This is a genomic window from Desulfosporosinus acididurans, assembly GCF_001029285.1.
In the GTDB taxonomy this organism is placed as follows: domain Bacteria; phylum Bacillota; class Desulfitobacteriia; order Desulfitobacteriales; family Desulfitobacteriaceae; genus Desulfosporosinus; species Desulfosporosinus acididurans.
In genome coordinates this window covers 91322-117362 of the sequence record NZ_LDZY01000008.1, presented here as the reverse complement: position 1 = coordinate 117362, position 26041 = coordinate 91322, and the positions used below count along the sequence as shown (strand labels likewise).

The 26041-nt window shown below is 43.6% G+C and carries 22 protein-coding genes; 4 read left to right on the top strand and 18 right to left on the bottom strand.

Annotation, left to right across the window (positions count from 1 at the left end; all coding sequences use genetic code 11):
• Nucleotides 1-55: 55 nt before the first annotated feature.
• Nucleotides 56-1363 (bottom strand): (Fe-S)-binding protein, encoded by a 1308-nt coding sequence (locus DEAC_RS12680; protein WP_047810430.1) that lies wholly within the window; start codon nucleotides 1361-1363, stop codon nucleotides 56-58.
• Between the two features lie 4 nt (nucleotides 1364-1367).
• Entirely contained in the window at nucleotides 1368-2756 is a 1389-nt protein-coding gene (locus DEAC_RS12675; protein WP_047810429.1) for an FAD-binding oxidoreductase, read from the bottom strand.
• 239 nt (nucleotides 2757-2995) lie between these two features.
• Here DEAC_RS12675 and cax point away from each other — a divergent pair, with 239 nt between their 5' ends.
• Both cax and DEAC_RS12665 read left to right on the top strand, forming a co-directional pair.
• Nucleotides 2996-4030: a calcium/proton exchanger gene (gene cax, locus DEAC_RS12670; protein ID WP_047810428.1), complete on the top strand. Its 1035-nt coding sequence runs from the start codon at nucleotides 2996-2998 to the stop codon at nucleotides 4028-4030.
• Nucleotides 4031-4157: 127 nt separating this feature from the next.
• Nucleotides 4158-4565, top strand: a complete 408-nt coding sequence (locus DEAC_RS12665) for a YidH family protein (protein WP_047810427.1) — start codon at nucleotides 4158-4160, stop codon at nucleotides 4563-4565.
• A gap of 673 nt (nucleotides 4566-5238) precedes the next feature.
• Here the strand turns inward: DEAC_RS12665 and DEAC_RS12660 are convergent.
• On the bottom strand, nucleotides 5239-5466 hold the full coding sequence (locus DEAC_RS12660) for a glutaredoxin family protein (protein ID WP_083996140.1): 228 nt from the start codon (nucleotides 5464-5466) through the stop codon (nucleotides 5239-5241).
• A gap of 603 nt (nucleotides 5467-6069) precedes the next feature.
• Between DEAC_RS12660 and DEAC_RS12655 the strand changes: the two genes are divergently transcribed.
• The gene (locus DEAC_RS12655; protein WP_047810426.1) at nucleotides 6070-7065 is read left to right on the top strand and encodes a 2-hydroxyacid dehydrogenase; all 996 of its coding nucleotides are present in this window, start codon (nucleotides 6070-6072) and stop codon (nucleotides 7063-7065) included.
• Between the two features lie 277 nt (nucleotides 7066-7342).
• On the opposite strand, the gene DEAC_RS12650 is transcribed toward DEAC_RS12655, so the two are convergent.
• The gene (locus DEAC_RS12650; protein ID WP_047810425.1) at nucleotides 7343-8692 is read right to left on the bottom strand and encodes an MFS transporter; all 1350 of its coding nucleotides are present in this window, start codon (nucleotides 8690-8692) and stop codon (nucleotides 7343-7345) included.
• A 175-nt stretch (nucleotides 8693-8867) separates the two neighbouring features.
• On the opposite strand from DEAC_RS12650, the gene DEAC_RS12645 reads away from it, so the two are divergent.
• The gene (locus tag DEAC_RS12645; RefSeq protein WP_047810424.1) at nucleotides 8868-9410 is read left to right on the top strand and encodes a transcription repressor NadR; all 543 of its coding nucleotides are present in this window, start codon (nucleotides 8868-8870) and stop codon (nucleotides 9408-9410) included.
• Between the two features lie 354 nt (nucleotides 9411-9764).
• Here the strand turns inward: DEAC_RS12645 and hprK are convergent, their stop codons facing one another.
• From hprK to DEAC_RS12575, 14 genes are all read right to left on the bottom strand, one after another.
• Nucleotides 9765-10631: an HPr(Ser) kinase/phosphatase gene (hprK, locus tag DEAC_RS12640; RefSeq protein ID WP_053006426.1), complete on the bottom strand. Its 867-nt coding sequence runs from the start codon at nucleotides 10629-10631 to the stop codon at nucleotides 9765-9767.
• A 46-nt stretch (nucleotides 10632-10677) separates the two neighbouring features.
• On the bottom strand, nucleotides 10678-12372 hold the full coding sequence (ptsP, locus tag DEAC_RS12635) for a phosphoenolpyruvate--protein phosphotransferase (RefSeq protein WP_053006425.1): 1695 nt from the start codon (nucleotides 12370-12372) through the stop codon (nucleotides 10678-10680).
• 9 nt (nucleotides 12373-12381) lie between these two features.
• The gene (locus DEAC_RS12630) at nucleotides 12382-12651 is read right to left on the bottom strand and encodes an HPr family phosphocarrier protein (RefSeq protein WP_047810422.1); all 270 of its coding nucleotides are present in this window, start codon (nucleotides 12649-12651) and stop codon (nucleotides 12382-12384) included.
• 2 nt (nucleotides 12652-12653) lie between these two features.
• The gene (locus tag DEAC_RS12625) at nucleotides 12654-13913 is read right to left on the bottom strand and encodes a zinc-binding dehydrogenase (protein ID WP_047810421.1); all 1260 of its coding nucleotides are present in this window, start codon (nucleotides 13911-13913) and stop codon (nucleotides 12654-12656) included.
• A 243-nt stretch (nucleotides 13914-14156) separates the two neighbouring features.
• Nucleotides 14157-15089: a 1-phosphofructokinase gene (gene pfkB / locus DEAC_RS12620; protein WP_047810420.1), complete on the bottom strand. Its 933-nt coding sequence runs from the start codon at nucleotides 15087-15089 to the stop codon at nucleotides 14157-14159.
• The gene (locus DEAC_RS12615) at nucleotides 15090-15530 is read right to left on the bottom strand and encodes a PTS mannitol transporter subunit IIA (protein ID WP_047810419.1); all 441 of its coding nucleotides are present in this window, start codon (nucleotides 15528-15530) and stop codon (nucleotides 15090-15092) included. It lies immediately after the preceding gene.
• The gene (locus tag DEAC_RS12610; protein WP_047810418.1) at nucleotides 15527-17572 is read right to left on the bottom strand and encodes a BglG family transcription antiterminator; all 2046 of its coding nucleotides are present in this window, start codon (nucleotides 17570-17572) and stop codon (nucleotides 15527-15529) included. Before DEAC_RS12610 ends, DEAC_RS12615 begins: the two co-directional genes overlap by 4 nt.
• An 11-nt stretch (nucleotides 17573-17583) precedes the next feature.
• Nucleotides 17584-19002: a PTS mannitol transporter subunit IIBC gene (locus tag DEAC_RS12605; RefSeq protein ID WP_047810417.1), complete on the bottom strand. Its 1419-nt coding sequence runs from the start codon at nucleotides 19000-19002 to the stop codon at nucleotides 17584-17586.
• Between the two features lie 279 nt (nucleotides 19003-19281).
• The gene (locus DEAC_RS12600; RefSeq protein WP_047810416.1) at nucleotides 19282-20457 is read right to left on the bottom strand and encodes a DegT/DnrJ/EryC1/StrS family aminotransferase; all 1176 of its coding nucleotides are present in this window, start codon (nucleotides 20455-20457) and stop codon (nucleotides 19282-19284) included.
• A 112-nt stretch (nucleotides 20458-20569) separates the two neighbouring features.
• A complete protein-coding gene (locus tag DEAC_RS12595; RefSeq protein ID WP_047810415.1) occupies nucleotides 20570-21688 on the bottom strand; it encodes a DegT/DnrJ/EryC1/StrS family aminotransferase in 1119 nt (372 codons plus the stop codon).
• Between the two features lie 33 nt (nucleotides 21689-21721).
• Complete coding sequence (locus DEAC_RS12590; protein ID WP_047810414.1) at nucleotides 21722-22495, bottom strand: DeoR/GlpR family DNA-binding transcription regulator; 774 nt, start codon at nucleotides 22493-22495, stop codon at nucleotides 21722-21724.
• A gap of 122 nt (nucleotides 22496-22617) precedes the next feature.
• Complete coding sequence (locus DEAC_RS12585; RefSeq protein WP_047810413.1) at nucleotides 22618-24021, bottom strand: FMN-binding glutamate synthase family protein; 1404 nt, start codon at nucleotides 24019-24021, stop codon at nucleotides 22618-22620.
• 25 nt (nucleotides 24022-24046) lie between these two features.
• Complete coding sequence (locus DEAC_RS12580) at nucleotides 24047-25429, bottom strand: cbb3-type cytochrome c oxidase subunit I (RefSeq protein ID WP_047810412.1); 1383 nt, start codon at nucleotides 25427-25429, stop codon at nucleotides 24047-24049.
• Nucleotides 25426-25815: a c-type cytochrome gene (locus tag DEAC_RS12575; protein ID WP_345788169.1), complete on the bottom strand. Its 390-nt coding sequence runs from the start codon at nucleotides 25813-25815 to the stop codon at nucleotides 25426-25428. Before DEAC_RS12575 ends, DEAC_RS12580 begins: the two co-directional genes overlap by 4 nt.
• Nucleotides 25816-26041: the final 226 nt, after the last annotated feature.

Sequence of the window (26041 nt, the reverse complement as noted above, 5' to 3'; positions counted from 1 at the left end):
AAGGCGGCTCGGCAATAATGTCCACTGGACATTATTGTATCTGAAGCCCCGATGTTCAGCTTTGGCTGAACGAGTTCACTCCTTTGGGGATTCCTTCTTTTGCATCATAGGCCATCTCTAAGAGCTGAGCAGTGTGCATTACTCCCATTCCAACCTCTTGCCGGTGAAGTCCGTCCAAAATATGCATACGACAGGCAGAACATCCTGTAACAACTACCTCGGCGCCAGTTTGGAGGATATCCTCGACTTTACGATTATTGATCTTCATAGAAAGCTCATAATGAGTCAGACTAAAGGAACCCCCGCTGCCGCAGCAGGTATCTGGGTTCTTCATTTCCAAAAATTTTACTCCGGGAATTTGCTTAATAATTTCTCGGGGTTGTTCTTTTACTTTCAGCCCCCGTACAAGATGACAAGGATCATGATAAGTAACTTTAAGAGGTAATTCACCGATGTTCTCCTTAAAGTCTCCCAGAGAAACGACCAGTTCTGTGAAATCTTTAACCATTTTCCCCAAGAGTTTAGCCCTTTCAGCATATCTCGGTTCATCCTGCAGCAGCTCAGCATATTCCTCTTTCAAAGCCAAGCCGCAGGTCCCGCAAGCAACGACCACGCCATCCGCTTTTTCCTTCAATAGGACGTCAATATTAGCCCGGGCCATTTCCCGAGCCGTTTCATAATCTCCGTTCATTCGTACCGGAGTTCCGCAGCAATTTTGGAGTTTCGGAATGACAACGTCTATACCCAAGCGGTTTAGAACATTAATGACTGCTCTCCCTGTATCCGTGTAAATATAATTGATCATGCAACCGGTAAAAAACACCACTCGCAAACGTGGATTTAAAACTTTAACAACTTGCGGATACATTGTCTTCAAAGGTTTGGGAGCCAGAGGGGAAAGCAATCGTCTTTGATCAATCCCCAACGGCATTCTGGGCAGCATTCCTTGTCCTCCCGGACCAGGACGGAAAACAAGTTTCTGCAGAATCCGACCTGTACTCATTCCTGTGTCAAAGACCCAACGATTTTTTAAAATGAGACGAAAGATTAACTTTTTCAGCGGTGAGAGCCCTTTCTGATCCACAATCTCCTTGCGGGCTGCTTCCACGAGCTTGTCAACCTTGACACCGCTTGGACAGTTGGCTACGCATGCCTTACACATTAAACACAAGGACATTTTGGAAATAAATCCTTCAGTTAAGGATAGATCTTTGGTGATAACTCCTCGTATAAGCTTTACTCGGCCCCTGGCGACAGTCGATTCAGCCTGAAGTTCTCGAAAAACAGGACAAACATTTTGACAGGAACCGCATCGTATACAGCGGATAACTTCTTTTTCCCAAGACTCAAATGAACGTTCCATTTCCTCACGCTCCAAACATAACGCCGGGATTTAAAATGTTATTGGGGTCCAGAGCATGTTTAATCTTCCGCTGGATTTCCAGACCTATCTTCCCTGTCTGCAGGGTAATAAACTTAGACTTCGCTCGTCCGATGCCATGTTCTCCGCTTAAAGAGCCACCGAGTTCCACAGTTAAAACAAAAATCTCATCAATAGCCTTTTCTACTCGTGCAGCTTCCTCTCTGTCCATTTCATCAGTAAGAATGGTGGCATGCAGATTACCGTCTCCCGCATGACCAAGTATGGCAATAATAATATTATACTTCGCGGCAATTTCTTGGATTCGCCGTACTGCGACGGGAATTTGGCTGCGGGGAACCGTTGCATCTTCACCGATAATAGTCGGTTTCACCCGTGAAACTGAGGCAAAAGCTGAGCGCCGGGCAAGCCATAAGTCTTCCGCTTCTTCCTTTGTCGTAGCAACCCGAATTTGAACGGCGCCAAGGCGACGACAAATCTCTTCGACCTTGCCGATCTGTTTAGACAGTATCTCGGAGTCTCCATCCACTTCGATTAGGAGTACAGCCCCAGCCTCTACGGGAAGCCCCACCTTAGCATACTCTTCAATATTTTTGATATAAATATTATCCAGTAATTCCAAGGAACAGGGAACCAACCCACCGGCAATGATTTCTGATACCGTCTCAGAAGCTTGTTCCATCTCAGAGAAAACGGCCATCATGGTACTCTTAGCCTCCGGCAGAGGAATGAGTTTAACAATGATTTTGGTAATCACACAAAGCGTACCTTCGGAACCGGTAAAAAGTTTTGTCATATCATAGCCTGTGACATTTTTTATCGTTCTTCCGCCGGTCGTCATGATCTCACCCGTTGGCAGAACGACTTCCAGGCCTAAAATATAATCCCTTGTTACGCCGTATTTGACACCTCGGGGACCGCCGGCACACTCCGCCACGTTACCTCCCATGGTTGAAACAGCCAAACTTGCCGGATCAGGGGGATAAAAGAGGCCAAGTTGTTCCACTTCTCTTTGAAATTGTCCGGTGATCACTCCCGGTTCTACCACAGCAATAAGATTCTTCTTGTCAATCTCCAGGATTTTATTCATTCTTTTCAGGACAAGGACAATACAGTCTCCTATAGAAACACTCCCTCCGCTGACATTGGTTCCAGCTCCTCGAGGAACAACAGGAATTTTTTCACGATTAGCCAGCGTAAGGATCATCGAAATTTCTTCAACAGTGCCCGGATACACTGCAACACCTGCTAAATCTTTAAGATCTGCCTTAAGAAATGATGCATCATAAGTATAACAATATAAGTCTTCTAACGTTGTGTAGAGATTTTCCTCTCCAACTATTTTAATCAGTTCTTGAATGATTTCTGGTTTCAATTGTCTTGCCTCCTCTGTTAGGCTCCGGCTCTTCGACGATATTCATAGTTAATTTCGCCGCATCTATAAATATTTCGCCACACAGACCGAATATCCTCTAAAACACTTTATTATTTAATAATCTGTTATATAGTATTTTCTTGGTATTGCACGCCGGATTACCCTCATTCATAATGTATTAAATAGGAAGTTATGTGTAATAAGCCGCGACTATTTATGACTTTTGAGGAGGATAATCTGTGAAGTTCCTAAATTTATTTCTTTTAGCTATCCCCGTCAGTATCTTTTTTCATCTTGCAGATAGCTCACCCATCCTGGCGTTTCTGACAGCGTGTTTGAGCATTATCCCCCTTTCTGGCTACATGGGAAAAGCCACGGAAGAGATCGCCATTTATGTAGGTCCTAGTATCGGAGGCTTATTGAATGCCACGTTTGGAAATGCCGCCGAACTGATTATCACACTCTTTGCTTTAAAGTCCGGCCTTGTCGAAGTGGTTAAGGCCTCCATAACCGGGTCAATCATCGGCAATCTGCTCCTTGTTTTGGGCCTCAGTATGCTGCTCGGAGGGTTTAAATTTAAAACTCAAAAATTTAACAGAGCTGCTGCTGGCATGCACACCTCTATGCTGCTTTTAGCTGTTACCGGGCTGATTATTCCCGCAGTCTTTCTCAACAACCATTCAAATCCTGCCGCTGAACCTTTAAGTCTAGGTGTAGCCGCGGTTCTAATCCTGATCTACTTATTGAGTTTACTCTTTTCTCTTCATACCCATAAAGATGTTTTTCGTCCCAGCCAAGAACATTCAGGTACTCCTCAGTGGACAAGGCTTAAAGCATTACTTATTCTCCTCGCCGCTACAATCTTTGTCGTCATCGAAAGTGAGTTCCTGGTGTCAGGAATTGAACCCGTCGTTAACACTCTAGGTATTAGCGAGCTTTTTATAGGTGTTATTATTATTCCCATCATCGGCAATGCAGCAGAGCACACCACAAGTGTTATGATGGCTTTAAAAAACAAAATGGAAATCAGCCTGGAAATTGCTATCGGTTCCAGCACTCAAATAGCTCTATTTGTCGCTCCTTTGCTCGTCTTTATCGGCTATTTAAGCGGGCATCCGATTGATCTTCTCTTTACAAGTTATGAGCTCGTTGTCATCATTTTGGGTACAGTAATTACAGCCATTATTAGCATGGATGGCCGCTCAAACTGGCTGGAAGGCGCACAACTGTTAGCCTCTTACGTTATTATGGCTATAGCCTTTCTTTTTGTATGATCCTTAGATTCTGAAATTGCCCTATGTTTCTAAACTTTTTATCCATTTGTGTGACTCCCACTTCAAGTGGGAGTAGTTCCCATACTTGCTTTAACCCAATAAGCAACACTACAAAGGAGAAAAAATAATGTTACCAAAAGAAATTTCCTCTCAGAAACCCAATACTAATCGCCGTCTGCATCTCGCCAATGAACGAACGTTTTTAGCCTGGATCAGAACGAGTATCGCAATGATGGGCTTTGGTTTCGTTGTCGAGCGCTTTGCCTTGTTTCTTAAACAAATGTCCTATGTCCTTGGCAAATCAAATCTTGATGTTGCCTTACCACCTTCTCATGGATACTCGACAATGATCGGCATCTTTCTGGTTGCGCTTGGCTCTCTTATGAGTATTTTAGCCTATCTGAAATATCGAAACGTTGATTTACAAATCGCTACCGATACTTATCAGCCTTCATCCTTCCTCAATATCTTACTCAGTATCTCTGTTTTAGCCGTTGGCATGTTTCTGATATTCTATTTGCTGCAAAGCATTTAAAGACATTATTTGAGCACTTTTGATGTGAACTCGTGCAACCACTCCCACTTGTAGCGCGGGAGTCTGATGGTTAGATAAAACAAAAGTGCTGAAATAAAACAACAATGGTTTATTTCAGCACTCGAGAATTTAAAATAAAGTTGTTAATTTAAGTGAATTAATAATATAAGAGCACGCAATGGTCTTATCTAGCACCAACATAGATCGTTTATCACCTAACAATAATCTTGCGACTAAGGCTAAGCAAGTTTCCACCTAAATTGATGGTTCGTTCGACTAAACAGGGTATCTACTGAGCCAGACATAACCTTACGGCTATATCTGACCTGCGCGTTCTTATACAGGCATATATCATTTGATATATGCCTGTACAAGTATCAATACCTTGCAAAATCTTAGCTCGACATTTCCTGATAAGTTGGAACCCTTAAACAATCCTTGAACTGCTCAAAAGCTTTTCCCTACCAAGAAAAATCTTCCCGCCGACCATAAAACAAACACCTCTCGGCACCTGCATATAATCTTTGGCCGACTTATATACACCCGTTAAAGCATATATAAATTGTGGCTCGACCATTACGTACCCTTATGATTGTAGTATTACCCGATTAAGCTTATTTATTCTGGAAATATATTCCTAGATCAAGCTGCATCATCGTACTAAATAATACCTTCAATGAAGCAAGGACAAAATCTTATTCTTATTAAAGCCAACCACCATATCATTACCGACAATGAATGCTGGAACTCCACTGATATTTTTGCGTTGCAGTTCGTTCAACGCCTCCTCATCAGTACTGATATTTCGTTCTTGAAACGAAATATTATGCTGCGAAAGAAACTCCTTCGCCATAGAGCAATAAGGTCAGGTATCGCTAGTATACATCGTTACATTTTTCATCCGAGTCCCTCCTTATTTTACTTAGATTAACTATAAGTATTGCATCAAGGATACATTCTTATCCATCTTTCTTTCCGGTCTAATGATCTCTATTTATTCTTAACCATTCATCAGACTGAGTCACCGCACGGTTCTTACAGCGGAGCAATGCCTAGAGCCGACCTATCGTCCGCCAAAGCATCTGGCGAGCAGGCTGTTATGTAAAATTTCGAAGGTTGGTAAAAAGTGTAGAAATGAACCAGAAAATTACAAAATATAGACTTAAAGTTCAAAGCAAATAAAATTCAACATAGTTGCCCTTGACTGTAACAAGTTTGCAGAGCATGATTTAATAAGGTTGTTCCGCATCTTAATCCTTTTTGACTCTACCGCGCCTATTTTAGGGCCAGTAACTTCCCCGACAAGGTGAACTCATTGCATGGAGAAGCGGTGAAGCTCGTTAATTACAAATTACTATTCAAATTTGATGATTATCTGTAGCTTCTAAGGTTCAAGGAACATAAACTTCGAACTCAAGCAAATAATACCTTATATTAAATTTATAGTTAAAAACCATCACTCATAACTATTAGTCCATAAAACTTACATAATCGGAGGTTAGATATGACTAAATGGAATGTTTACGTTACAAACGAAATACCCCAACCGGCGCTGGACATGCTGGCGGAACATTGCGATCTTGAAGTAAATCGCGAAGGAAAACCTCTATTGAAGTCAACATTTTTGCAAAAAATCCAGGGACGGGATGCTGTTTTATGTTTACTAACTGATCAGATCGACGCAGAAGTGCTCAGAGCAGCAAACCAAGCTAAAATCTTTGCCAATTATGCCGTTGGTTATAACAACATCGATATTCCCGCCGCGACAGCACATGGAATTATGATCTCCAACACTCCCGGAGTGCTGACTGATACTACAGCTGAGATGGCTTGGGCTCTACTATTTTCCGTTGCTCGGAGAGTTGTCGAATCAGATAACTATACTCGAATGGGAAAATATGAAGGTTGGGGACCGATGCTGTTTTTAGGACAAGACATCTTTAACAAAACTGTTGGCATTATAGGGCCCGGAAGAATCGGTCTGTCGTTTGCGAAACGAGCGAAAGCCTTTGATATGAAAGTCCTTTACACTGGAAATAAGGCAAATCCACAGTTTGAACATGAAACCGGCGGGCAGTATGTAAGCTTGGCAAAGCTTCTCCAGAATTCAGATTATGTATCCATCCATACTCCCCTTCTTCCTGAAACATTTCATCTTATCGGTGAGAAGGAATTCAAGCAAATGAAAAACACAGCCATCTTAATTAACACGTCTCGTGGTCCGGTGGTTGATGAATTAGCCCTCGTCAAAGCTTTAGAGACCGGGGAGATCTGGGGGGCAGGTCTCGATGTTTATGAATGGGAACCAAAATTAGCGGAAGGGTTAAGCAAACTCGACAATGTTACTCTTTGCCCTCATATCGCAAGCGCTACGATAGAGACCCGCACTAAAATGGGTATGATTGCAGCAGTCAACATTATAGCGGCAATGAAAGGAGAACTGCCTCCAAATTGTCTGAACCCTGAAGTACACAAGTCCTCAAGCAGGCAAAAAACTTGAGTTCAACAACAAAGACTAATGCCCTGAGGAAGTGACTTTTCATTAAATCACAGTCCTCAGGGCATCAGTTTATCCAATCGTAAGACTCACACTTCAAGTGGGAGTGGTTCCCATACCTTGCTTTGGTCGGGCTAGAGTCCATCCTTCAACGCGATAGCAATTGTTATGAGCCAGGCGCTTCCGGCAAAAGTGTCCACAGGACACCTTCTCGTCACGAAGCCCCGAAGTTCAGCTTTAGCTGAACGAGTTCACTGTCTGCAGTTATACCCTGATTCTATTACTCGGAGGCCAGCTTTTCCAAAGACTTTCCTTTTGTCTCCTCGCCTAAAATAACAACATCCAAAACGACGACGATCAAGACAAGGGTAAAAAGGCCAAACACGGGTCCCGTTCCGAGATGGAATTTCCCGATCATATCCCCAACAACGAGCGGGGCTAAAATGCCGCCAATCCGGCCGAAGCCTGCTGCCCAGCCTGAACCGGTAGCTCTGGCATGGGTTGGATATAGTTCGGGAGTATAAGTGTAGATGATTCCCCAAGCTCCCAGATTAAAGAAGGACATCAGCGACCCCGAAATTAAAATTGCCGCGGCAGTGACTCCTTGTCCAAAAAAGTAAGCGGTAATTGCCGTTCCCGCAACGTAGAGAGCGAGAGTCGTTTTGCGTCCAATTTTGTCCACAAAATAAGCGGCGCTAAAATACCCAGGAATTTGGGCGAGAGTCATAATCATAACATAGCTAAAACTCTTAGTCAGGGAAAAGCCTTTAAGGGCTAACAGAGAAGGAAGCCAAGTAAAAATCCCGTAGTAAGAAAAGACTATACCAAACCATAAAAGCCAAAGAAAAATTGTCCGTCGTAAGAATGCCTGGGAGAACAATTCTTTAAATTTCGCTTGATTAGAGTGAGTTACTGATTCCGCCGGCTGCTTAGCTTCCGTTTCAGATAAGCGCTTCTTACTTAATGAAACATTACATTCCTCTTCAATTTTAACTACGATTTCTTCAGCTTCCCGCATTCGCCCTTTGCTTAAAAGATAGCGCGGCGACTCCGGGATTGATCGCCAGAGGAATAGAACGTATAGAGCCGGGAGAAAACCAATAAAGAAGGCAATCGGCCAACCAAACTTTGGAATGATAAGGTAAGAAATTATGGAAGCCAAGAGCCAGCCAAAAGCCCAAAAGCTTTCCAGCAAAACCAGAAATTTACCTCGATGTTTAACCGGCGAAAATTCACTGACTAAGGTAACTGCAACAGGCAGCTGTCCGCCAAGTCCAAACCCAACAATAAAGCGAAAAACCAGCAGAGACGTCAGATTCCAAGAAAGTCCACATAATCCTGTCGCTATGCTGTAAGCTACTAAGGTAAAGGCAAAGACCTTCTTGCGTCCGACCCTGTCCGCAATGGTCCCGGAAATAACTGCTCCTAACGCCATGCCAAGGAGTCCGATACTCCCAATGTTTCCGATTTGTTCTGGACTCAAATGCCAATCTTTCATCAAAACCGGAAGAATGAACGACACAATTCCAGTGTCCATCGAATCGAACATCCAGCCTAAACCCGCTGTAATAAGTAAAACATAATGAAATCTCGAAACCGGCAGCTGCTCTAAACGTTCACTAATCTTCATATTACTTCCTCTTTCTTCCTAAAACTATGGGCCTTCTAAGGCAATGAACCTTAGTTTAGCATGAACTTGATTCATTGCTTACCTTGTTTTATCACGATATCTTTACAGGTGTCAAGACACCATTTGACAATTTCTCAATTCCCGTATTAAAATCAACTATAAAGTAGGTGATGGAATGAGCCAAAAAGAAGGTTTATCGGGGCGAGAACGCCGGGATCACTTGTTAAAACTTTTAAAAAACACCAAGGAACCTATCAAAGCTGCCTCCTTAGCCAAACTCACAGGAGTCAGCCGCCAGGTTATTGTTCAAGATATAGCCCTTCTGAGAGCTTCAGAGGAACCGGTGATTGCTACGCCACAGGGATATATCTATTCCTCAGATCTGCGCACAAAAGGCCTGCAGAAAATTATCTATAGCCGTCATTCGCCTTTAGATACGGAGAGAGAATTGAATATCTTAGTCGACCATGGCGTTAGTGTACTCGATGTCGGAGTAGAGCATTCCGTATATGGGAATATTTTTCGTCCGCTCCAATTAAAAAGCCGCCTGGATGTTAAAAAGTTTATGGCCCAAATGTCAGAAAACCATGCGCACTTACTTTCGTCTTTAACCGGCGGCCTGCATCTTCATACCATAGAAGCACCCACAGAAGAAGTTTTGCAGCAGGTTTGTGAGGTTCTAACCCAAGAAGGATTTTTGGTCGATATAAAAGATTAAATAACTTATCCCTGGAAAGGATGAACGAAATGAACTCGTTCAGCTAAAGGTGAACATCGGGACTTCGGTGGCAAAAGTGTCCTGTGGACATTTCGTCGAAAGCCCTAGCCCATGATAAATGCTATCGCGCTGAAGGATGGACTTTAGCCCCGCCGAAGCAAGATGCGGGAACCACTCCCACTTGAAGTGGGAGTCTAACAATTGGATAAATATACGTTTAAATTTAAAAAAGACTGTTATGGCCACCAGCTGGCTCATAACAGTCTTTTTTAAAGTAAACTATTTTATTGCTGAGTACTCTCACACTTCCTACGATCTCACTTCCATAAAAGCTCGCCTTAAACGCGAAATTCCTTACATCCGTTTGCTTCGCAGGCGATTTTGCATGACAGCGACCTCAATAATCGACGCAAGCTGACGGCCGGGCCGAACCGGGATTGTCACTTTAGGGATGGGAATACCAAGAATGGTCAACGTTTGAGGAGGATCAAGACCTAAACGGTCATAATACTTTCCTTCCTTCCATTCTTCCAGCTCGACAAGAAGATGAATTTCCTTTTCGTCTCGAACGGCCCCTGCACCAAACAACTTTGTGACATCCAAAATGCCGAGACCTCTTACCTCAAGAAGATGCTTAATGGATTGAGGTGCCCTGCCATGCAAATTCTCCTCATCAACCCGCTGCACCTCAACAGCATCATCCGCCACCAATAAGTGTCCGCCGCGAATCAATTCCAGAGCAGTTTCACTTTTTCCAATGCCGCTATCCCCCGTAATGAGTACTCCTATTCCAAAAACATCAACCAAGACACCGTGAACCAGGGTGGATGGTGCCAGCCGATTGGCAAGGAAACGAATGAGCAAATAGTAGAGCTGTGTCGTAGAGCGATCAGATGCCAATAGGGGTATACCTCTATCTTCAGCTAAGCGAACAAATTCCTGAGGAATCGGCAATCCCCTAGTGATGATAAGGCAAGGGACTTCCTGAACCATAACCTTCGCCAAATTCTCATAGCGTAAGTCTGAGGAAAGCTGCTCAAAGAGGCCTAATTCTGTACGTCCAAAAATTTGAATTCTCTGGGGAGTCAAATAGGTTAGATAGCCAACCAATTCGGCGCTGGGACGCTTAAGACTGTAATCGGTAATTTCCTTATCCATACCCCTTTGCCCGGCTATAACTCTAAAATCAAATTCCTCTACTAATTGATCAACAGTTACCAGTCTAAGTCTCCTCCTGAGTTCAAAATAACCTTTTATACCTCAACGATCAAGTTGTCTTCGATGATTGAAGCACTTTAATTACCTCCGAGGTCCTGGCACAAGCAAGCACAGATTTAACTAATGTTTCTTGTTCTTCCGCCGACATCTCCATTTTCCCCAAAGCAGTTCGAACTTTAGCTAACGAACCCGGTGCCATACTTAATTCTTCGATACCAACAGCTTTGAAAAAGGGAGCCAAAAGCGGATCTCCTCCGGCCTCGCCGCAGATTCCTGTCCAGATCCCCTTCTGAAGGGCGGCTTGACTGACTCGGGCGATCATCCCTAAAACTGCTGGATGATAAGGCTGATTAAGCTCAGCCAGTTCAGGATTTTCCCGGTCAGCAGCCAACATATATTGAGTTAAGTCGTTGGTCCCGATGGAGAAAAAGTCAACTAGGGGAGCGAACTTATCTGCCAGCCAGGCTGCAGAGGGAATTTCAATCATCATCCCGACCTGAAGGCTTCCGATCTCATAACCGGCCTGTAATACTTCCTCGCGGGCGGTCCAAAGGCTTTCCTTAGCCTCTTCAAGTTCCCCCAACGTGGCAATCATGGGAAACATAACTGCCGTCGGCCCTGCAATAGATGCCCGCCAAATAGCCCGCAGCTGCTGACGAAAAAGTTCAGGGCGCCGCAGCGTGAGCCGCAGGGCACGGACACCGAGAAAAGGATTCTTCTCTTGCGGAAGATTTAAGGCTGGGGCTTTCTTATCTCCCCCAATATCTAAGGTCCTGATGACGGTCAAGTGAGGCGAACAGCCATCAATGACTTGACGGTACGCTTCCAACTGATCTTCTTCACTGGGGAGTTCTTCTCCCATAAATAAAAACTCCGTTCGATATAAGCCAATCCCTTGGGCCTTAAATTTTCGGACAAGAGGCAAATCACCCGGACTGCCGATGTTCGCCGCTAAAGTCATCCCCTGGAGTAAGGAATTCTCGCCGAAAATCACCTCTTCTCCAGCATCGGTGTTAGCAAAGAAAACCTGATTTTCCGCTGATGCCTGAACCCAGCCTTCCTCACCGTCCAGTTCAAGCCATTTCTGAGCCGTTAAATCTCCCCATCCATCGTTGACACCGACGAGAGCAGGAATGCCATAGGTGCGAGCTAAAATGGCAGCATGAGAAGTTTTCCCTCCCTGACGAACGATAAAGCCAAGAACTCTATCCTTCGGTAAGGCAATGGTTTGAGCAGGCGTCAACTCATCGGCCAAAACGATATAATTCCCGCTTTGCGGAAAGAGATCAGAGACATCATCTTGAACATCTTGAAGGTTCTTCAGTAATTGCCCCAATACATCCTGAACATCCACTGCACGTTCTTGAAAATAGGGATCCTCCAAACTCTGCAGCATTTGCACGGCTTCCCCTGCTACCTCCTGAAGAACCTGTTCAGCGTTTAGTTGTCCTTTTTCTAAGCGCTGATACGCTTCTCCAATAAATGAAGGATCACTGAGTAAAAGCTTGTGGGCAACGAATATTTGAGCCACTTCCTCACCTTGTTCGGCTCTTACTTTCTCTTCCAGGCCGGTTAAATTCTGCTCAGTACGAAGAACAGCTTGCTGCAAACGTACTCTTTCCTCCTCAACAGAACCTTGGGAAGTTTCTCCTGCCATCTCTGCTTGGAATCCTTTCAAGTACCAAGTTGGTCCGGCGGCATGTCCCGCCGAAACTCCAAGCCCATGCCAAATCTTGTTTTCCATGAGATTTACCTACCTATCTTGGGATTCAAGATCAATCATCAATTTCTCCAAAGCAACAACGGCTTCCGTTTCATCCTCTCCCTCAACTAAGAGTTCAAAAACGCTCCCTGTTGACAGGCCTAAAGAAAGGATGCCTAAAATGCTCTTACCATCGACGACGGAATTGCCATGTTTAATTTTAATGTTACTGCGAAAACGACTGGATGTTTGCACCCACAAAGATGCTGGACGCGCATGCAGACCAGATTTGTTGTTGATCGTCAATTCACGAGTTAGCATCATTAAGCCCTCCATTTCTCGAGAAGATAGCGTTCTGCTTCCGCACACCATAGTCCTTTATTGTTGGCAACGATATCTGCCAAACAGGCAAAATGCGTATTATTAGCACCAAGCTTGGCAAAATCTTCAATTGCCGTTAATTCCATATTAATATGCGTATAAATCAGCTTTTTCCCTCCGGGGATATGGGGTAAGTTTAAAACGGTTTCGGCCACGGCGTCCAAACCGCCGATATGAGTAACCATGACAGCAGGATTAATTTTCTTCTCTTCCGTCAGTTTCAGCGATTCCAGAAGATCCTCCGTATTTCCACCGGTAGTACCCATAATATGAGTCGAACCATAGTGTACATTGTACAAGTTCAAATGCGCTCCGAACTTCGGATCAGTCGGGCCGGCAAAAAAGTTAAGACAACCGTCACGTCCCAAAATCTGATCGCCCTGTTCAACGACGGGTTTGATCGGCGTGAAGACAAAAACATCATCGAAACCTGTATCACCCGTCAAAGCTCGCAGCTTAGTTGGAACGTCCTCAACATCCTTTGTATTGACAAATACCAACTCCACACCGCATTTTTCAGCTTCCTGTTCTGTAAAAATTGTGCGGGCCCGAGAAAGCTTCTCTTCATCAACATCCGTAACGACTAACAAGGAAGGACGGCGGTCAGTATGGAGAGCATAGTCGATAGCCCCCAGCCCCATCGGTCCGGCGGCAGCCAATAAAGCCATTTTACCGCCCTCAACAATCCCCATGCGATGTTCGTAACTGCCCATACTCGTATGATAGCTGGCATGAAAAGCTCCGATAATGCAGGACATGGGTTCTGCTAAAGAAGCTTCGTAGTAAGCTTCCCCTTGATAGTTCAGAAAGCAGCCAATTTCCATAACTTCCCGCGGAATTACATTATAAGTGGCGTCTCCTCCAAAATAGCGGTAAGAATAGCCGGGAGACCACATGGTGCCCTTGTAATTCAAAGCCGGCTGCAAGGCAAACTTATTTCCTTCCTTAAACTGGCCCTTTAATTTTTCTCCGACTTTGACGATATTGCCTGCGAACTCATGGCCTACGATAATCGGATGAACATCAACATCTTGAGGCACCCGTTTGTGGTTCTTACCCAAAATTGCCGCTTTATAGGTTGACATGCAAACACTGTCGGAAATAACTTCCACTAAGATTTCCTCATCGGTTATCTCCGGTAGTTCAAACTCTTCTAAACGGAGATCATTTTCATCATATAAGCGTACTGCTCTGGTTTTCATTAATTACCCCTCCTGATGTCAAATTAACAAATCTCAAAACTCGTCTGATGCGAAGCTAGTGAACTCGTTCAGCCAAAGCTGAACATCGACTTCGGTGACGAAAGCGCTCTAGCCCATAACAAATGCTATCGTGCTGAAGGATGGGCTCTACTCCCACCGAGCAAGGTATGGGAACCACTCCCACTTGTAGAAGAGGAAGTCTTACGATTTGATACCGATACCTGCTCTTAGAGCATAGATAACTCAAGCAAGTCTCTGATACTGAACCTGATCAAGGTAAGAGATCACCTTAGTTAACTCCGGTGGTTGAGTTCCGGGAGTTATAACTTGCGCAGCGCTTGCGGCTATTGCCCAGCGAACTGCTCGCAGCAGATAATCCTCACCGGGCGGAACAAGGGTCAGGGCAGCGACCATCGCATCTCCTGCTCCTACGGTGCTTTTTACTTCAACGGGCAAGGCCCGAGCATGAATGACCTGCTCTTGATAGGCGAAAAGTGCACCTTCCGAACCCAACGATACGACGATCACTTCCACCCCTTGCCTCAATAAATCACGGGCCGCCTTGGCAACCTCCTCCAAACCTGAGAGTTTTTGACCTAGAAAATGTTCAAGTTCATGAAGATTAGGCTTGACAAGATATGGCTTTGCTTTCAGCCCTTCACGAAGCAGTTCGCCATCAGCATCTAAAAACGTTTTTCCGCCCAAGGCATTGGCCCGTTCCAGCCAGCGCCGATAAATGGAAGAAGGTACAGAACTGGGAATACTGCCGGAAAGGACTAAGCTCGTTTCCGAATCAAAGTCTTTGAAAATTCTATCTTCAATCTCTTGAACAGCTGCCTCAGAAATCATAATTCCCGGCTCATTGATATCTGTGAATGTTGAGTTCAGCGGATCAACAATTTTTAAGTTTGTTCGAGTCTCCCCTTGAACAAAGAGAAAATCATGAGAGATACCTCTGTGTTCGATTTCAGCCTGGATAAACTCGCCATTGCGGCCGGCCAAGACACCCAAGGCCATACTCTCGCCGTTTAAGGCTCGAATAACCTTAGAAACATTAATGCCTTTACCGCCGGCATCCATCTGAAGTTTAGAGATACGGTTGACAGACCCCAGGCGAAAATCTCGAACTTCCACCGTCTTATCCACCGCCGCATTTAAGGTGACAGTTTTAATCATCTAGGCATCACCGCCGGATAGTATTTCCAGAATCTCTTGCTTGCTTGCAGCTTGTTTAAGCTTTGTCACATTGTCTTCTTCCTGGCAAACCAGGGCGATGGTCGATAACAGTTCAAGATGTTCATCATCCTTACCGGCAATTCCAATTAAGACATAGGCGATATTCCCTTCGCCAAAATCAATACCTTCAGGATATTGAAGCATAACAAGTCCGGACTTTTGAATATATTGAATATATTCCGGAAGCCCATGAGGAATGGCAACTCCATTTCCCACATAAGTCGTCAGACTCTCCTCTCGCTTAGTCATCCCTTCCAGATATTCACTTCGAACATACCCGTTCTTCCTCAGAAGTTCCCCGGCTCTTAAAATGGCATCTCCCTTTGATTCAGATACCAGGCCAAGTTGTATATTGTCTTCGTTAAAGATCTCTCGATTCACGACTCTTCCTCCTTATTTAGAATTTCAACTAATTCACTGCGTATATCTTTCAAATCACCGAAACGCAAGACCTCAGCAAAATAATCATTCTCCACCAGAGCAACACTGATTTTTCCAAGCAACTCAAGAATGTAATTGCTTTCGTCTTTGCGTGCCAGCATGACAAAAAACGTATCAACGTTTTCAGAAGAGTATCCGATTCCTTTAATTTCGATAAAATGTTTAAGGCGAAAGGCACTGACAAAGGGTTCTGAAATTTCCTCCGCGCGAAAGTGAATGAGAGCGATATGACGGCCAGGGATAATTACATTCCCTTTTTCTTCTCGTTTAGCAATCAAATCATAAATTCGCGCTCTGTCTGCGATAAGATGAGTTGCGTGTATGCCTTGGACAATATCCTGAATAGTGTCTTGATAAGTTTCTGCTTGCAGAGAGCTCAATTGAAACGTCTGCAGCATGACATTGACCGTTTCCAAATCTTTTTCCAGCTCGTCAGGTTCGCTGACGGGTAACGAGATGCTCTTATTCAAAGCACTCACTTGGCCAACTTTTGTTAAGGCTGCCTTCACTTTTTCAATATCCTCTTGCGGCAGAAAGGGAGAAACGACCGTTAACTCAGGCACAATTTCCGGCTCGATATGAACTGTCGAAACCACCAAGGTATAGCCGTCTTTTATCTTAGCGTGCATATCCCGCAAAGAACAGATATCAATGGTTTCAAGTTCAGGGAATTCATTGCGAATTTTATGATACAACATTTTTGCCGTGCTCATGCCATTGGGACAAATAATAAGCATCCTGTTCTTTTTATCACGCTTATTTTGCCGCTCAATAGCTGCGCCAATATGCATGGTAATATACCCAACTTCATTACTAGGAATCGTTAAATTATATTTCGAGAAAACATGCCGACATGCATAAGAAACCGCATTATATAGCTGCGCGTAATAGTGCCTGATCTCGTTAATAATTGGATTTCTTACTTCGAGTCCCATTGTCAAACGATACAAGGCCGGATTAAGATGCTGAGTTAACCCATTAAGAAGAGTTTCATCGGCAATGATTTTTTGATTAAGCTTTTTTTCTGTAAGATAAATCATTTCCCGAATTAAGTCTTCCAACTCGAACCCCAGCTTTTGAGCTTCATTCTCATCCTGAAACAACTTTCTGTCACCCTGTAAGTGAATTGCCAAATAAGCAAGTTCGCTCTCCGGGAGATCAATCCCGTAATCCCTAAGAATTTCCTGGACTTGATTCATAAAGCCAAATTCCTTAGAGGTGATTATATCCCGCACCAATTGAGGAGGTAATTCAATGGGATTTTGGCTCTCAGTACGTTTAATAACCAGCAATAAATGGATATACGCACTGAAAAACTTAATATCGTTTGTCAGAGACACATTTTCATTGATTTCATCCATGATATCTTTAGTTAAAGAAGTTAAAGCTTCTCCAAAGGTAACTTTGAAAAAGGCCAGCAACAGATAATCCTTGCTGTCTTTATAAAGAAACGTCAGTAACTCACTTAGAGGCTTATAATTGTAGATTAAATCAACAAAAGCGTTACGCTTATACCAGTCTGAGCCTGTGACTTCCAGACCATACCCTCTTTTGCGAACCAAAGTCAGGTTTTTATCTTCCAGCCAGCTTTGAATTTTGTCCAGGTAGAAACTAATGGTTCCTTCAACCACGTTAAATTGATGACTAAAATAAGCTGATTTTAAGGGTTCATCAGCTAAGAGAAGCTGAGCCGTGATCAGGATTTGACGCTGCTCCTGAGTAAGCAGCCATAGGGTCGGGAATTCTTTGAAACTTTTCCTGACCTTAATTAAATCCAGCTCCGACCCGTCAACATAGAGCTTTCCTCCGCTTTCCGAGATACGTACCTTGTATTGCTTTAACCAATCATTTAGGGCGGAAGTCTCCCGGGAAATCGTCCTCTCGCTGACGTCAATTTGTTGAGAAAGGCCCTTAAGGGTTAGAGGGCCTTTCTCCATCAGATTATTCATGATGAACTTTTGCCGAACAGTTAATTCTTCCACATTCTCACAACCTATTTAATTAAGCTGTTGACATACTCCACATACGTTGTTTTATCTAAAAAATTCTTAACCGTAACAATTTCTGCCTTTGGTGCAACCTCAGCAGCACGGTTTGCCAGTCCTTCCTGAGTAAAGACAACATCAGCTTCCACAGGGATCTGATTGACAGCAGCATGACGCACTTCGATACTCAAACCTGCATCTTTAATTGTTTTCTTGAGAATAGACTCTCCCATAGCCGATGAACCCATACCCGCTTCACAAGCAAATATTATCAGATTTGGCATTTGAGCAGCTTTTTGCACATTACTTTGTCCTTTGCTCTCAGCTTTCATTAGCGAAACCATTTCTTGAGCATTGGCAAGATCTTCTCCGCTGGTTTCAGTTTTATCCCGTTTCAAAACAACTGAGGCAATCAAGAAGGAGACGACTGCACCTACAGTGATACCAAGGATAACAGGCAGAAATCCGCCTTTGGGGGTCATGGTCATTTCGGCAAAAATACTGCCTGGTGAAGGAGTAGCCACTAATCCGGCATGGGTCACTACGAAGGTAAAATCAGCAGCCATTCCTCCGCCAATGACAGCGAGTAATAAGAACGGTTTCATCAGAACATAAGGGAAGTAAATTTCATGAATGCCGCCAAAGAACTGAATGATAATTGCACCCGGAGCTGATTGCTTGATCATTCCCTTGCCAAACATCCAATAAGCGGCTAAGATTCCCAGTCCAGGACCGGGATCCGTTTCTAAGAGGAAGAAGATAGATTTGCCAACTTCTTTAACTTGCTGAATTCCTAAAGGTGCTAGAACACCATGATTAATCGCATTATTCAAAAATAAGATCTTACCGGGTTCGATGAAAATCGCAATAAGGGGGAGTAATCCTGCATTGGTGACAGCAACAGCCGCACTGCCTAAGACATTGGAAAAGCCCTGGACAACAGGCTCGATAACAAGATAGGCTAGGATTGAAAGCAAGGCTCCTAAGATTCCGGCCGAGTAATTGTTAACCAGCATTTCGAAACCGGTTGGCACTTTACCGTCGACAAGTTGGTCAAACTTTTTAATGAGCCAACCGCCCAATGGTCCCATGATCATGCCGCCGAGAAACATTGGAATGGAAGCTCCCACAACGATACCCGTCGTAGCGATGGCACCGACAACTCCGCCTCGGGTACCATAGATGAGTTTACCGCCCGTATAACCGATTAGAAGGGGCAATAGATAAGAAATCATCGGGCTGACCACTTTTGCTAAATAAGCATTGGGCCACCATCCTGTAGGAATAACAAAAGCAGTGATCAACCCCCAGGCAATAAAGGCGCCGATATTGGGGATAACCATTCCAGCCAGGAAACCGCCGAATTTCTGGATTCTAGCTTTTGTCTTTCCGCCGCCGCTGACAAAGGAACTTACATTTGCCGACATATCCATACCTCCTTTGATTTGTAAATTCATCTTAAGCCCGGCCAGCTGATATTACAATTTAAAGAAAACCAATCTTGACACCGCATTTTACTGACAATTTTAATAATTTATTTTCTTCCAATATTCGTAAATTTCCAGCAAACTTTTTCTTCAGCCTCTGGCGAAAGCGGCAAGTTCGTTATGTTATGTAAGTCTGCAATTATCAAAAGGCGGCCTTGCATATAAAATGCGCAGGCCGCCTTCTTTTTAAACTATGAATTATTTTCCTTAATCATTATCTTACAATGATTCAATACAGTTAATAAGTTCCTCTGCAACATATTCAGCATCATTTAGAGACAACTTCGAATAAAGAGGTAAGGAAATTTCATTGGCATATTGGGCATGGGCGTTGGGATAATCTTCAAGTCTATAGCCCAAATTTCGATAAACAGTAAACATAGGTAAGGGCATAAAGTGCACATTGGTGGCGATGTCTTTTTCGCCCATCTTTTGGATTATACGGTCTCTCTTCTCTTCGCTGAAACCTTTGAGTCTTAAGGTATACAAGTGATGGCAGGATTCCATGACTTCGTTTCTGTCGAAGGGAAGAATCGCCCATTCTTTTTCACCGAGCACACTGCTGTAAACCTGATGAAGTTCCGCTCGTTTCCTTAACATTTCATCATAGCGGCGCAGTTGGACACGACCAATGGCAGCCATAATATCCGTCATATTACATTTAAAACCATCGGTAAGGATATCATATTTCCAAGCCCCAGCCTGCATTTTAGCGAATGCATCCTTGTTCTGACCGTGCAGCGATGTATACTTGAATTCTTTATATAAATTATCTTTCCCATGAAAACTATTGTCGTTATAGGTAATAGCTCCCCCTTCAGCCGTTGTCAGATTTTTAATGGCATGAAAGGAGAAAACATGGAAATCCATCTGCCCTCCAACCTTTTGACCTTTGTAAGTGGCACCGAAAGAGTGAGCCGAATCAGAGATAAGCGTAATATCCTGCCGGTTTTTAGCATTTAGAACTTCCCTGATGGCGTCATAGTCAACAGGAACTCCGCCAATATCGACGGTCATGATTGCTTTAGTCTTCGGGGTAATCGCCTCATAAACCTTTTGTTCATCAATTGCGAAACTGTCTTTTTTCACGTCAACAAAGGTAGGCATAATCCCCCGATGGAGGAGTACGTTCGAAGTGGCTGTATAAGTGTAAGGCGTAGTGATCACTTCGTCTCCCCGGTCCATGCCCAAGACCTTCAAAATAAGTTCCAAGCCTGCTGTGGCACTATTTAAGGCCACGGCATGCCCTGTCCCGCAATAATGAGCCAGTTCTTCTTCAAAAAGAGCTGAGTTTGGCCCTGTGGTGATCCATCCGGATCTCAAGACATCTGCTACAGCATTAATTTCTTCTTCTGTAATATCCGGCGGCGAAAAGGGAATTTTCTTAGTTGTCATGATCAAGTTCCTTTCAATATTCTTTGAAAATAAGTTGAAATTTTATAATGAAGGGCAAAGCCCTATGTTGATCCTTAAAATTTTTGGTTACAGTTGATCTATTAAAGCATGGTTATTTATAAAAAGATTTTATTGTCTTGCAGATAAACTCCACTTCATCCGTCGTTATTTCCGGATAGATGGGAAGGGCGATAATATTTTCGGATACTCTCTCTGCGACGGGAAAATCTCCTTTTGCATAGCCCAAATAACTAAAACAAGGCTGCAGATGTAGGGGACGCGGATAGTAAATGCTATACCCGATTTCATTTTTAGCTAAGTGCTCCGCTAATTGATCTCGATTTTTAGCTAGGATGTTAAAAACATAGTAAACTTGTTTCTGATCCCCTTTTAACGTTGGCAGGGTTACTGCTTCACAATCGCTTAAGCATTCAATATATTGCTTCGCAATCTTCTCTCGTTTGCTGATGGCATCATCAATATACTTCAATTTAACATTCAAAATTGCAGCTTGCAGGGTATCTAAGCGTGAATTGTAGCCAATAAAGTCATAATGGTATTTTTTAGATGCCCCATGTACCCGATAATACTTGGCTTTGCGCCCAAGTTCCTCATCATTGGTAACGATCATGCCGCCGTCACCATAGCCCCCCAGGGTTTTCGTCGGAAAAAAAGAAAATACGCCAAAATCAGCGATTGTCCCCGCATGCCGGTACTGTCCGCTTTTGCCTTTCCATCTCATGCCAAAGGCTTCCGCCGCATCTTCCAGAACTCTTAACTGGTGATTCTGAGCAATATCCATAATTCTGTCCATATCTGCCATTTGATCAAAGAGATGGATGGGGAGAATTCCGACAGTCTGCGGATTGATTTTTTCCTCGATCTTGTTAACGTCGAGGGCAAAGGTCTCTTCGTCAATATCGACAAATACCGGTCGTCCCTTATGCTTAGTGATGCAGGATGCCGAGGCAAGAAAGGTAAAGGGCGATGTAATAACTTCTTTACCGTCTTTAAAGCCAAGAATGTCCGATGCTATCGTCAGGGCATCCGTCCCGGATGCCACTCCAATGGCATATCTAGCCCCTGTATATTGTTCGATCCCCTTTTCAAATTGAGCGACTTGTTCGCCCAGGATAAAGTTTCCTTTCTCAATGACAGACTGAACGGCACGATCAAACTCGTCCTTTTTAGCTAAGTACTCCCTTTGGGAAGTATAAAAACTCACCTTCACCTTCGACTACCCTCTTTCATAAACTCTTTCAAATTAATTCTCTTCATTCACAACTAAAACTTTTACGCCCTTCTGTTGGATTTTTTCCAGTTCTTCATCAGGAGCTTCCCAATCGGTGATAAGAAGATCCAAGTCTCTCAAATCAAGGGTTCGAGCAAAAAATTCCGTTCCCACCTTATCAAAATTCGCCAGACATATTTTTCGCCGTGAAACCTCTGCCACGACTCTTTGGAAGATCGCTCCTTCCGGAGTTGAACTGCTCAAACCATGATGGGCTGAAATGCCTCCCCCAGTCAAAAACGCCTTATCAATCCGTAAAGTTCTGATAAATTCAGTTGCCAAGGGGTCAACCATTCCTTCTTCGCTTTTAATTTTGCCGCAGACAATATAGGTTTCAATGTTGGCAAAATTTTTTAGTTTTTCAGCGATAATTAAGGCATTTGTAATGACCGTATAATCCCGATCGACAGGCAAATATTTCAAGAGTATATAATGAATACTTGCTCCGCCGATAAAGATCGTATCCCCTTGTTCGATGTAAGATGCGGCAAGCTTAGCTACAGCATTTTGATGCTCAGTTCCCTCACTAAACCTTATCTTCTCGTCCATTGGAAATCTTCGAACTTTGGATAACAGCACCGCCCCTCCATGAGTCCTTTTTAAGAGGCCGTCTTCTTCCATCACGGTAAGGTCTCTGCGAATTGTATCAATAGAAACTTGAAATTCTTCTGCAAGTTCTTTGGCAAATACCCGTCTCATGGACTTGATTTTGGAGAGGATCTTCTCACGGCGTTCCTCTGCAAACATATCATACCCCTTTTCCAATTGCCTAAGGAAATGATATCACGTTTGTGCTGTTTTGTTAAGTATTAAATACGGTTTGATGCAGTTATTTGCTAGAAAAATAATGTTTAGTACCTATCAACCTCTTAGTAAATTCTTTTTACTCCACTCACTTCAGCTGTCAAGGAATCTAATGAGACAAGATCATCCGGAGACAGTTCTTTTAAGGAGGCTTTCCCGAGAGCGCGCATTCCTTCCTCCATTTCCAGAACCATGGAGGTTATAGTGTTCACAACACTCGTAGCTGCCTGATCGATATCAAGTTTACCTTTGGTGGGAGAGTCATAAAACACTAAGGTCGTTGGAGGCTCCCAAGGTATTACTTTACCGACTTGATTATGGGTTAAGGCCAAAAGGGGAACTGTTGCCATATAAATGGCATCTGCTCCCAGAGCAATTGCTTTGAGACACTCTCCGGGCGTAAAGTACCCACCGGCCACAATTAAACTGATCCGATCACGAACCCCTAGTTTATGTAAGAAGCGCACGGCCCGACATAAAGCAAAAAAACTGGGGATGCCAAAATCATCTTGCTTGATGGGAGTTGTGGCATGAGAACCGCCTTGAGCTCCATCAATTATAACAGCATCAAAGCCTAATTTAACAGCAGCTTCCAGATCATTTTCAAGATGCCCCGTGGCCATGATTTTTAAGGCGATCGGCACACCCTTGGACCGTCTACGCAGTTGTTTCATAAATCCCGGCCAATCACTGAGCTTTTGAATCCCTGGCGGTGCAGGAAAGGCTACAGCCGGTTCGTCTGGCGCTAAACCTGAAAGTTCCTGCGCTTTGCCCTGAAATTCTTTAGCTTCTATACTAACGCTTCCCATATCCGCGCCCTGTCCCATTTGAACTTCCAGCATATCAGCTGCGTCAATTTGCTCTTGAGTCCTGCCCCCCCAAGACCAACGTGATATTTGTAACGTATATTTTCCTGCTTCTTGGCGTTCTTCCGGTAAAAAAGGGCCTTCCCCGGAACAGGTAGATGTTTGTAATGTTTTCGCTGCTCTTGCCAGAGCCCTTTTGGCTTCCTCTGACAAAGCGATTCCATAGGCCATAGCTCCGATCATAATTGGGATATTGATGGTCATCGGCTTGGCAGCTTTAGGACCAATAGTCACCTGCATATTCATTGAAGTATTCTCGGGCAGTGACAACCGTGTCATAACGTTAGGTGCAAACATAAGATTATCGAATCCGGGAAAATGCTTTGGCGTACCAAGAGGTCTAGTAATTATCTTACCCTGCTGGGCGCGGAACCCTATTTCCAGAATGTTAAGTACAGATATTCGTTTTCCTGCCGGCCAAACTTCCATAAGGTTCTGTGTATACTTATCCGAAAGAAGCCTGTCCAGCAAAGAGCTGATCTCTTTCCCTACCAGGTAACGGGTGATTGGTTTAATGATCACGATGAGGACTAAAGACAACTGCAAGACCAACAAGAGAATTAGTAAAAAGAGCCAAAAAGAACTTGTTATTATGATTTGCATAATAAGACCTCATTTTAAAGTTAGGTTAATGAGATGTTTGTTTCCATGTTTTATAAATAAGCCAGAACAGGAAAAGATCTCCGAGAGCGAAAATCGTTCCCCCGAAGGCCCTTATAAACAAATAGAGATTCAACTGCAGCCGCACTTGTTCAAAATCCATACCCAAATATCGCCACAGGTAAGTCTCTTTAAGGCCAGCGGTTAATAAAGCCGAAGCCATACTCAGCAAACCAACATTTAGCAAGATGACCGCTAAAATGCCGCTTTTGTACCCTTTAAGAGTTGGCTCACTTCCGCGGCTGAGGATGTAATAACACCCTGCTAAAACGACAAAACCAAGGCTGCCGAATAACGCCAAGTGGGCATGACCGGAGGTAACATAAGTCCCGTGCATATATAGGTTTATCCAAGGTATGCTCATTAAGAGACCCAAGAGAGATGCACCCGTAATATGATAAAAAAGGCTGCTAAGCACCAGCCATAGTGTCAACTTTTCTCGACGGCTCCTAATCTTTTTAGATTTTAATCCTGTGTAGGTCATATGGGCTAATAGTCCCACAGGGATGACTTCTACAATACTAACCAAGAAGCCAATGGCTAACCAAACGGCGGGAAAGCCAATCCAATAATAATGATGTCCGGTCCCGTACAAGCCTCCAACAACAGCTAAAGAGGCCTCAAGATAAAGCCACTTTTCTATTTTAGCGCGATCAGCCAGTCCAGAAATAACATAAAAGGTCGCAATAAAGCCGGCAGAAGTAAGCTCAAAGGCCATTTCTTCCCATAAGTGAACAACCCAGAACTTAGTTGCCTCATCCGTAATAGGATTACTATAAAAAATCGTATTCGGCAGCAATAACAGCAGCAAAAAGATTATCCCTACGGTCATGACGGCAGCTGCCGGCGTAATATTATTTTTAACCATGAATAACGTTCGAAGAAGATTATAAGAGGCCAAAGCTAAGGAAATACAAATCCCCATATACAGGACGGGCAATCCTTCCAGGAATTCCCGGCCATTTCCAATCTTAAAGGATAAACTTGTAAAAATAGCCAAACTGAATAAGATAACAATCCAGTACTGCCATCGAGCCAGCGGGGGAGAATAGATCTCCCGGTCAAGCTCTGCTGTAATAAAATAGTAGACCATACCCATAGTACCAATAAGAGGCCAAAGATCAGCCATCCCCAAATGAATTGCCCTGCCGAACTCAAAAGGAATCGGGGATGGTAAATCAGGTATTACCAAATCTATGGCACCAGTCACAGCCACTATACTTTGCAGGGCAAATAACGCTACTGCCGTAAAACAATATCTGCGGCTTATTTTTTGAGCTAAAAACTGCTGTTTTCGAACCACAGGTTTTTGCGTTTTTCCCAGAAAAGGTAAAAAACTAAGCAATTTCATGATTCTTTTCCCGCCTTCTCTTGCTGAGGCGGCCACCCTAATGTTGGTATGGTACTGATGAACTCCAGATAATGCACCAAATTTTGCGCGTCACTTTTAGCAAGACCCGGGTGATGAGTGTATTTGTTCGGAGGAACCACCGGCGGCTTCATAAGATAGTCTACGATTTGGGATGGGGTCTCCTTCCGTGTGATAACTGTTAAGTCTTCTCCTACATATCCCCCATTGCCGAATAAGGTATGACAGCTTATACAGTTATGTTTTTGCCAGACAAGTTTGCCCTCCACAGCCTGTTCCGGCATTGGAGAAGGTAGGCGAGATGATATCAGGATAATACCTACGAATAATGCAAAGGATGAGCTGCTGAGTAACAAAAAGGTTCGCATTTTCAAAGATTTTCCCTTCCAATTCTGTCCATTATGATTTATGGTAGTGTTAACCTTTGTTGCAAAAGTATACAGACCCAAACTAACACTCTAGTGTTAATTTACTTGAATTGAATACTGGGAAACGGCTGCCGTAATCACGCCAAGACATAAAGCTTCAATTAAGGGTTAAAAATATTAGAAACTTTGTTTTAAATAATGCTTCTTGATCTTATTTTTAATAAAA

Bases quoted from the DNA above. Each gene is read 5' to 3' on its own strand.
- DEAC_RS12680 (WP_047810430.1), bottom strand. From the start codon at position 1,363: ATGGAACGTTCATTTGAGTCTTGGGAAAAAGAAGTTATCCGCTGTATA.
- DEAC_RS12665 (WP_047810427.1), top strand. From the start codon at position 4,158: ATGTTACCAAAAGAAATTTCCTCTCAGAAACCCAATACTAATCGCCGT.
- DEAC_RS12655 (WP_047810426.1), top strand. From the start codon at position 6,070: ATGACTAAATGGAATGTTTACGTTACAAACGAAATACCCCAACCGGCG.
- DEAC_RS12650 (WP_047810425.1), bottom strand. From the start codon at position 8,692: ATGAAGATTAGTGAACGTTTAGAGCAGCTGCCGGTTTCGAGATTTCAT.
- DEAC_RS12645 (WP_047810424.1), top strand. From the start codon at position 8,868: ATGAGCCAAAAAGAAGGTTTATCGGGGCGAGAACGCCGGGATCACTTG.
- ptsP (WP_053006425.1), bottom strand. From the start codon at position 12,372: ATGGAAAACAAGATTTGGCATGGGCTTGGAGTTTCGGCGGGACATGCC.
- DEAC_RS12630 (WP_047810422.1), bottom strand. From the start codon at position 12,651: ATGCTAACTCGTGAATTGACGATCAACAACAAATCTGGTCTGCATGCG.
- DEAC_RS12625 (WP_047810421.1), bottom strand. From the start codon at position 13,913: ATGAAAACCAGAGCAGTACGCTTATATGATGAAAATGATCTCCGTTTA.
- pfkB (WP_047810420.1), bottom strand. From the start codon at position 15,089: ATGATTAAAACTGTCACCTTAAATGCGGCGGTGGATAAGACGGTGGAA.
- DEAC_RS12605 (WP_047810417.1), bottom strand. From the start codon at position 19,002: ATGTCGGCAAATGTAAGTTCCTTTGTCAGCGGCGGCGGAAAGACAAAA.
- DEAC_RS12600 (WP_047810416.1), bottom strand. From the start codon at position 20,457: ATGACAACTAAGAAAATTCCCTTTTCGCCGCCGGATATTACAGAAGAA.
- DEAC_RS12590 (WP_047810414.1), bottom strand. From the start codon at position 22,495: ATGTTTGCAGAGGAACGCCGTGAGAAGATCCTCTCCAAAATCAAGTCC.
- DEAC_RS12585 (WP_047810413.1), bottom strand. From the start codon at position 24,021: ATGCAAATCATAATAACAAGTTCTTTTTGGCTCTTTTTACTAATTCTC.
- DEAC_RS12580 (WP_047810412.1), bottom strand. From the start codon at position 25,429: ATGAAATTGCTTAGTTTTTTACCTTTTCTGGGAAAAACGCAAAAACCT.
- DEAC_RS12575 (WP_345788169.1), bottom strand. From the start codon at position 25,815: ATGCGAACCTTTTTGTTACTCAGCAGCTCATCCTTTGCATTATTCGTA.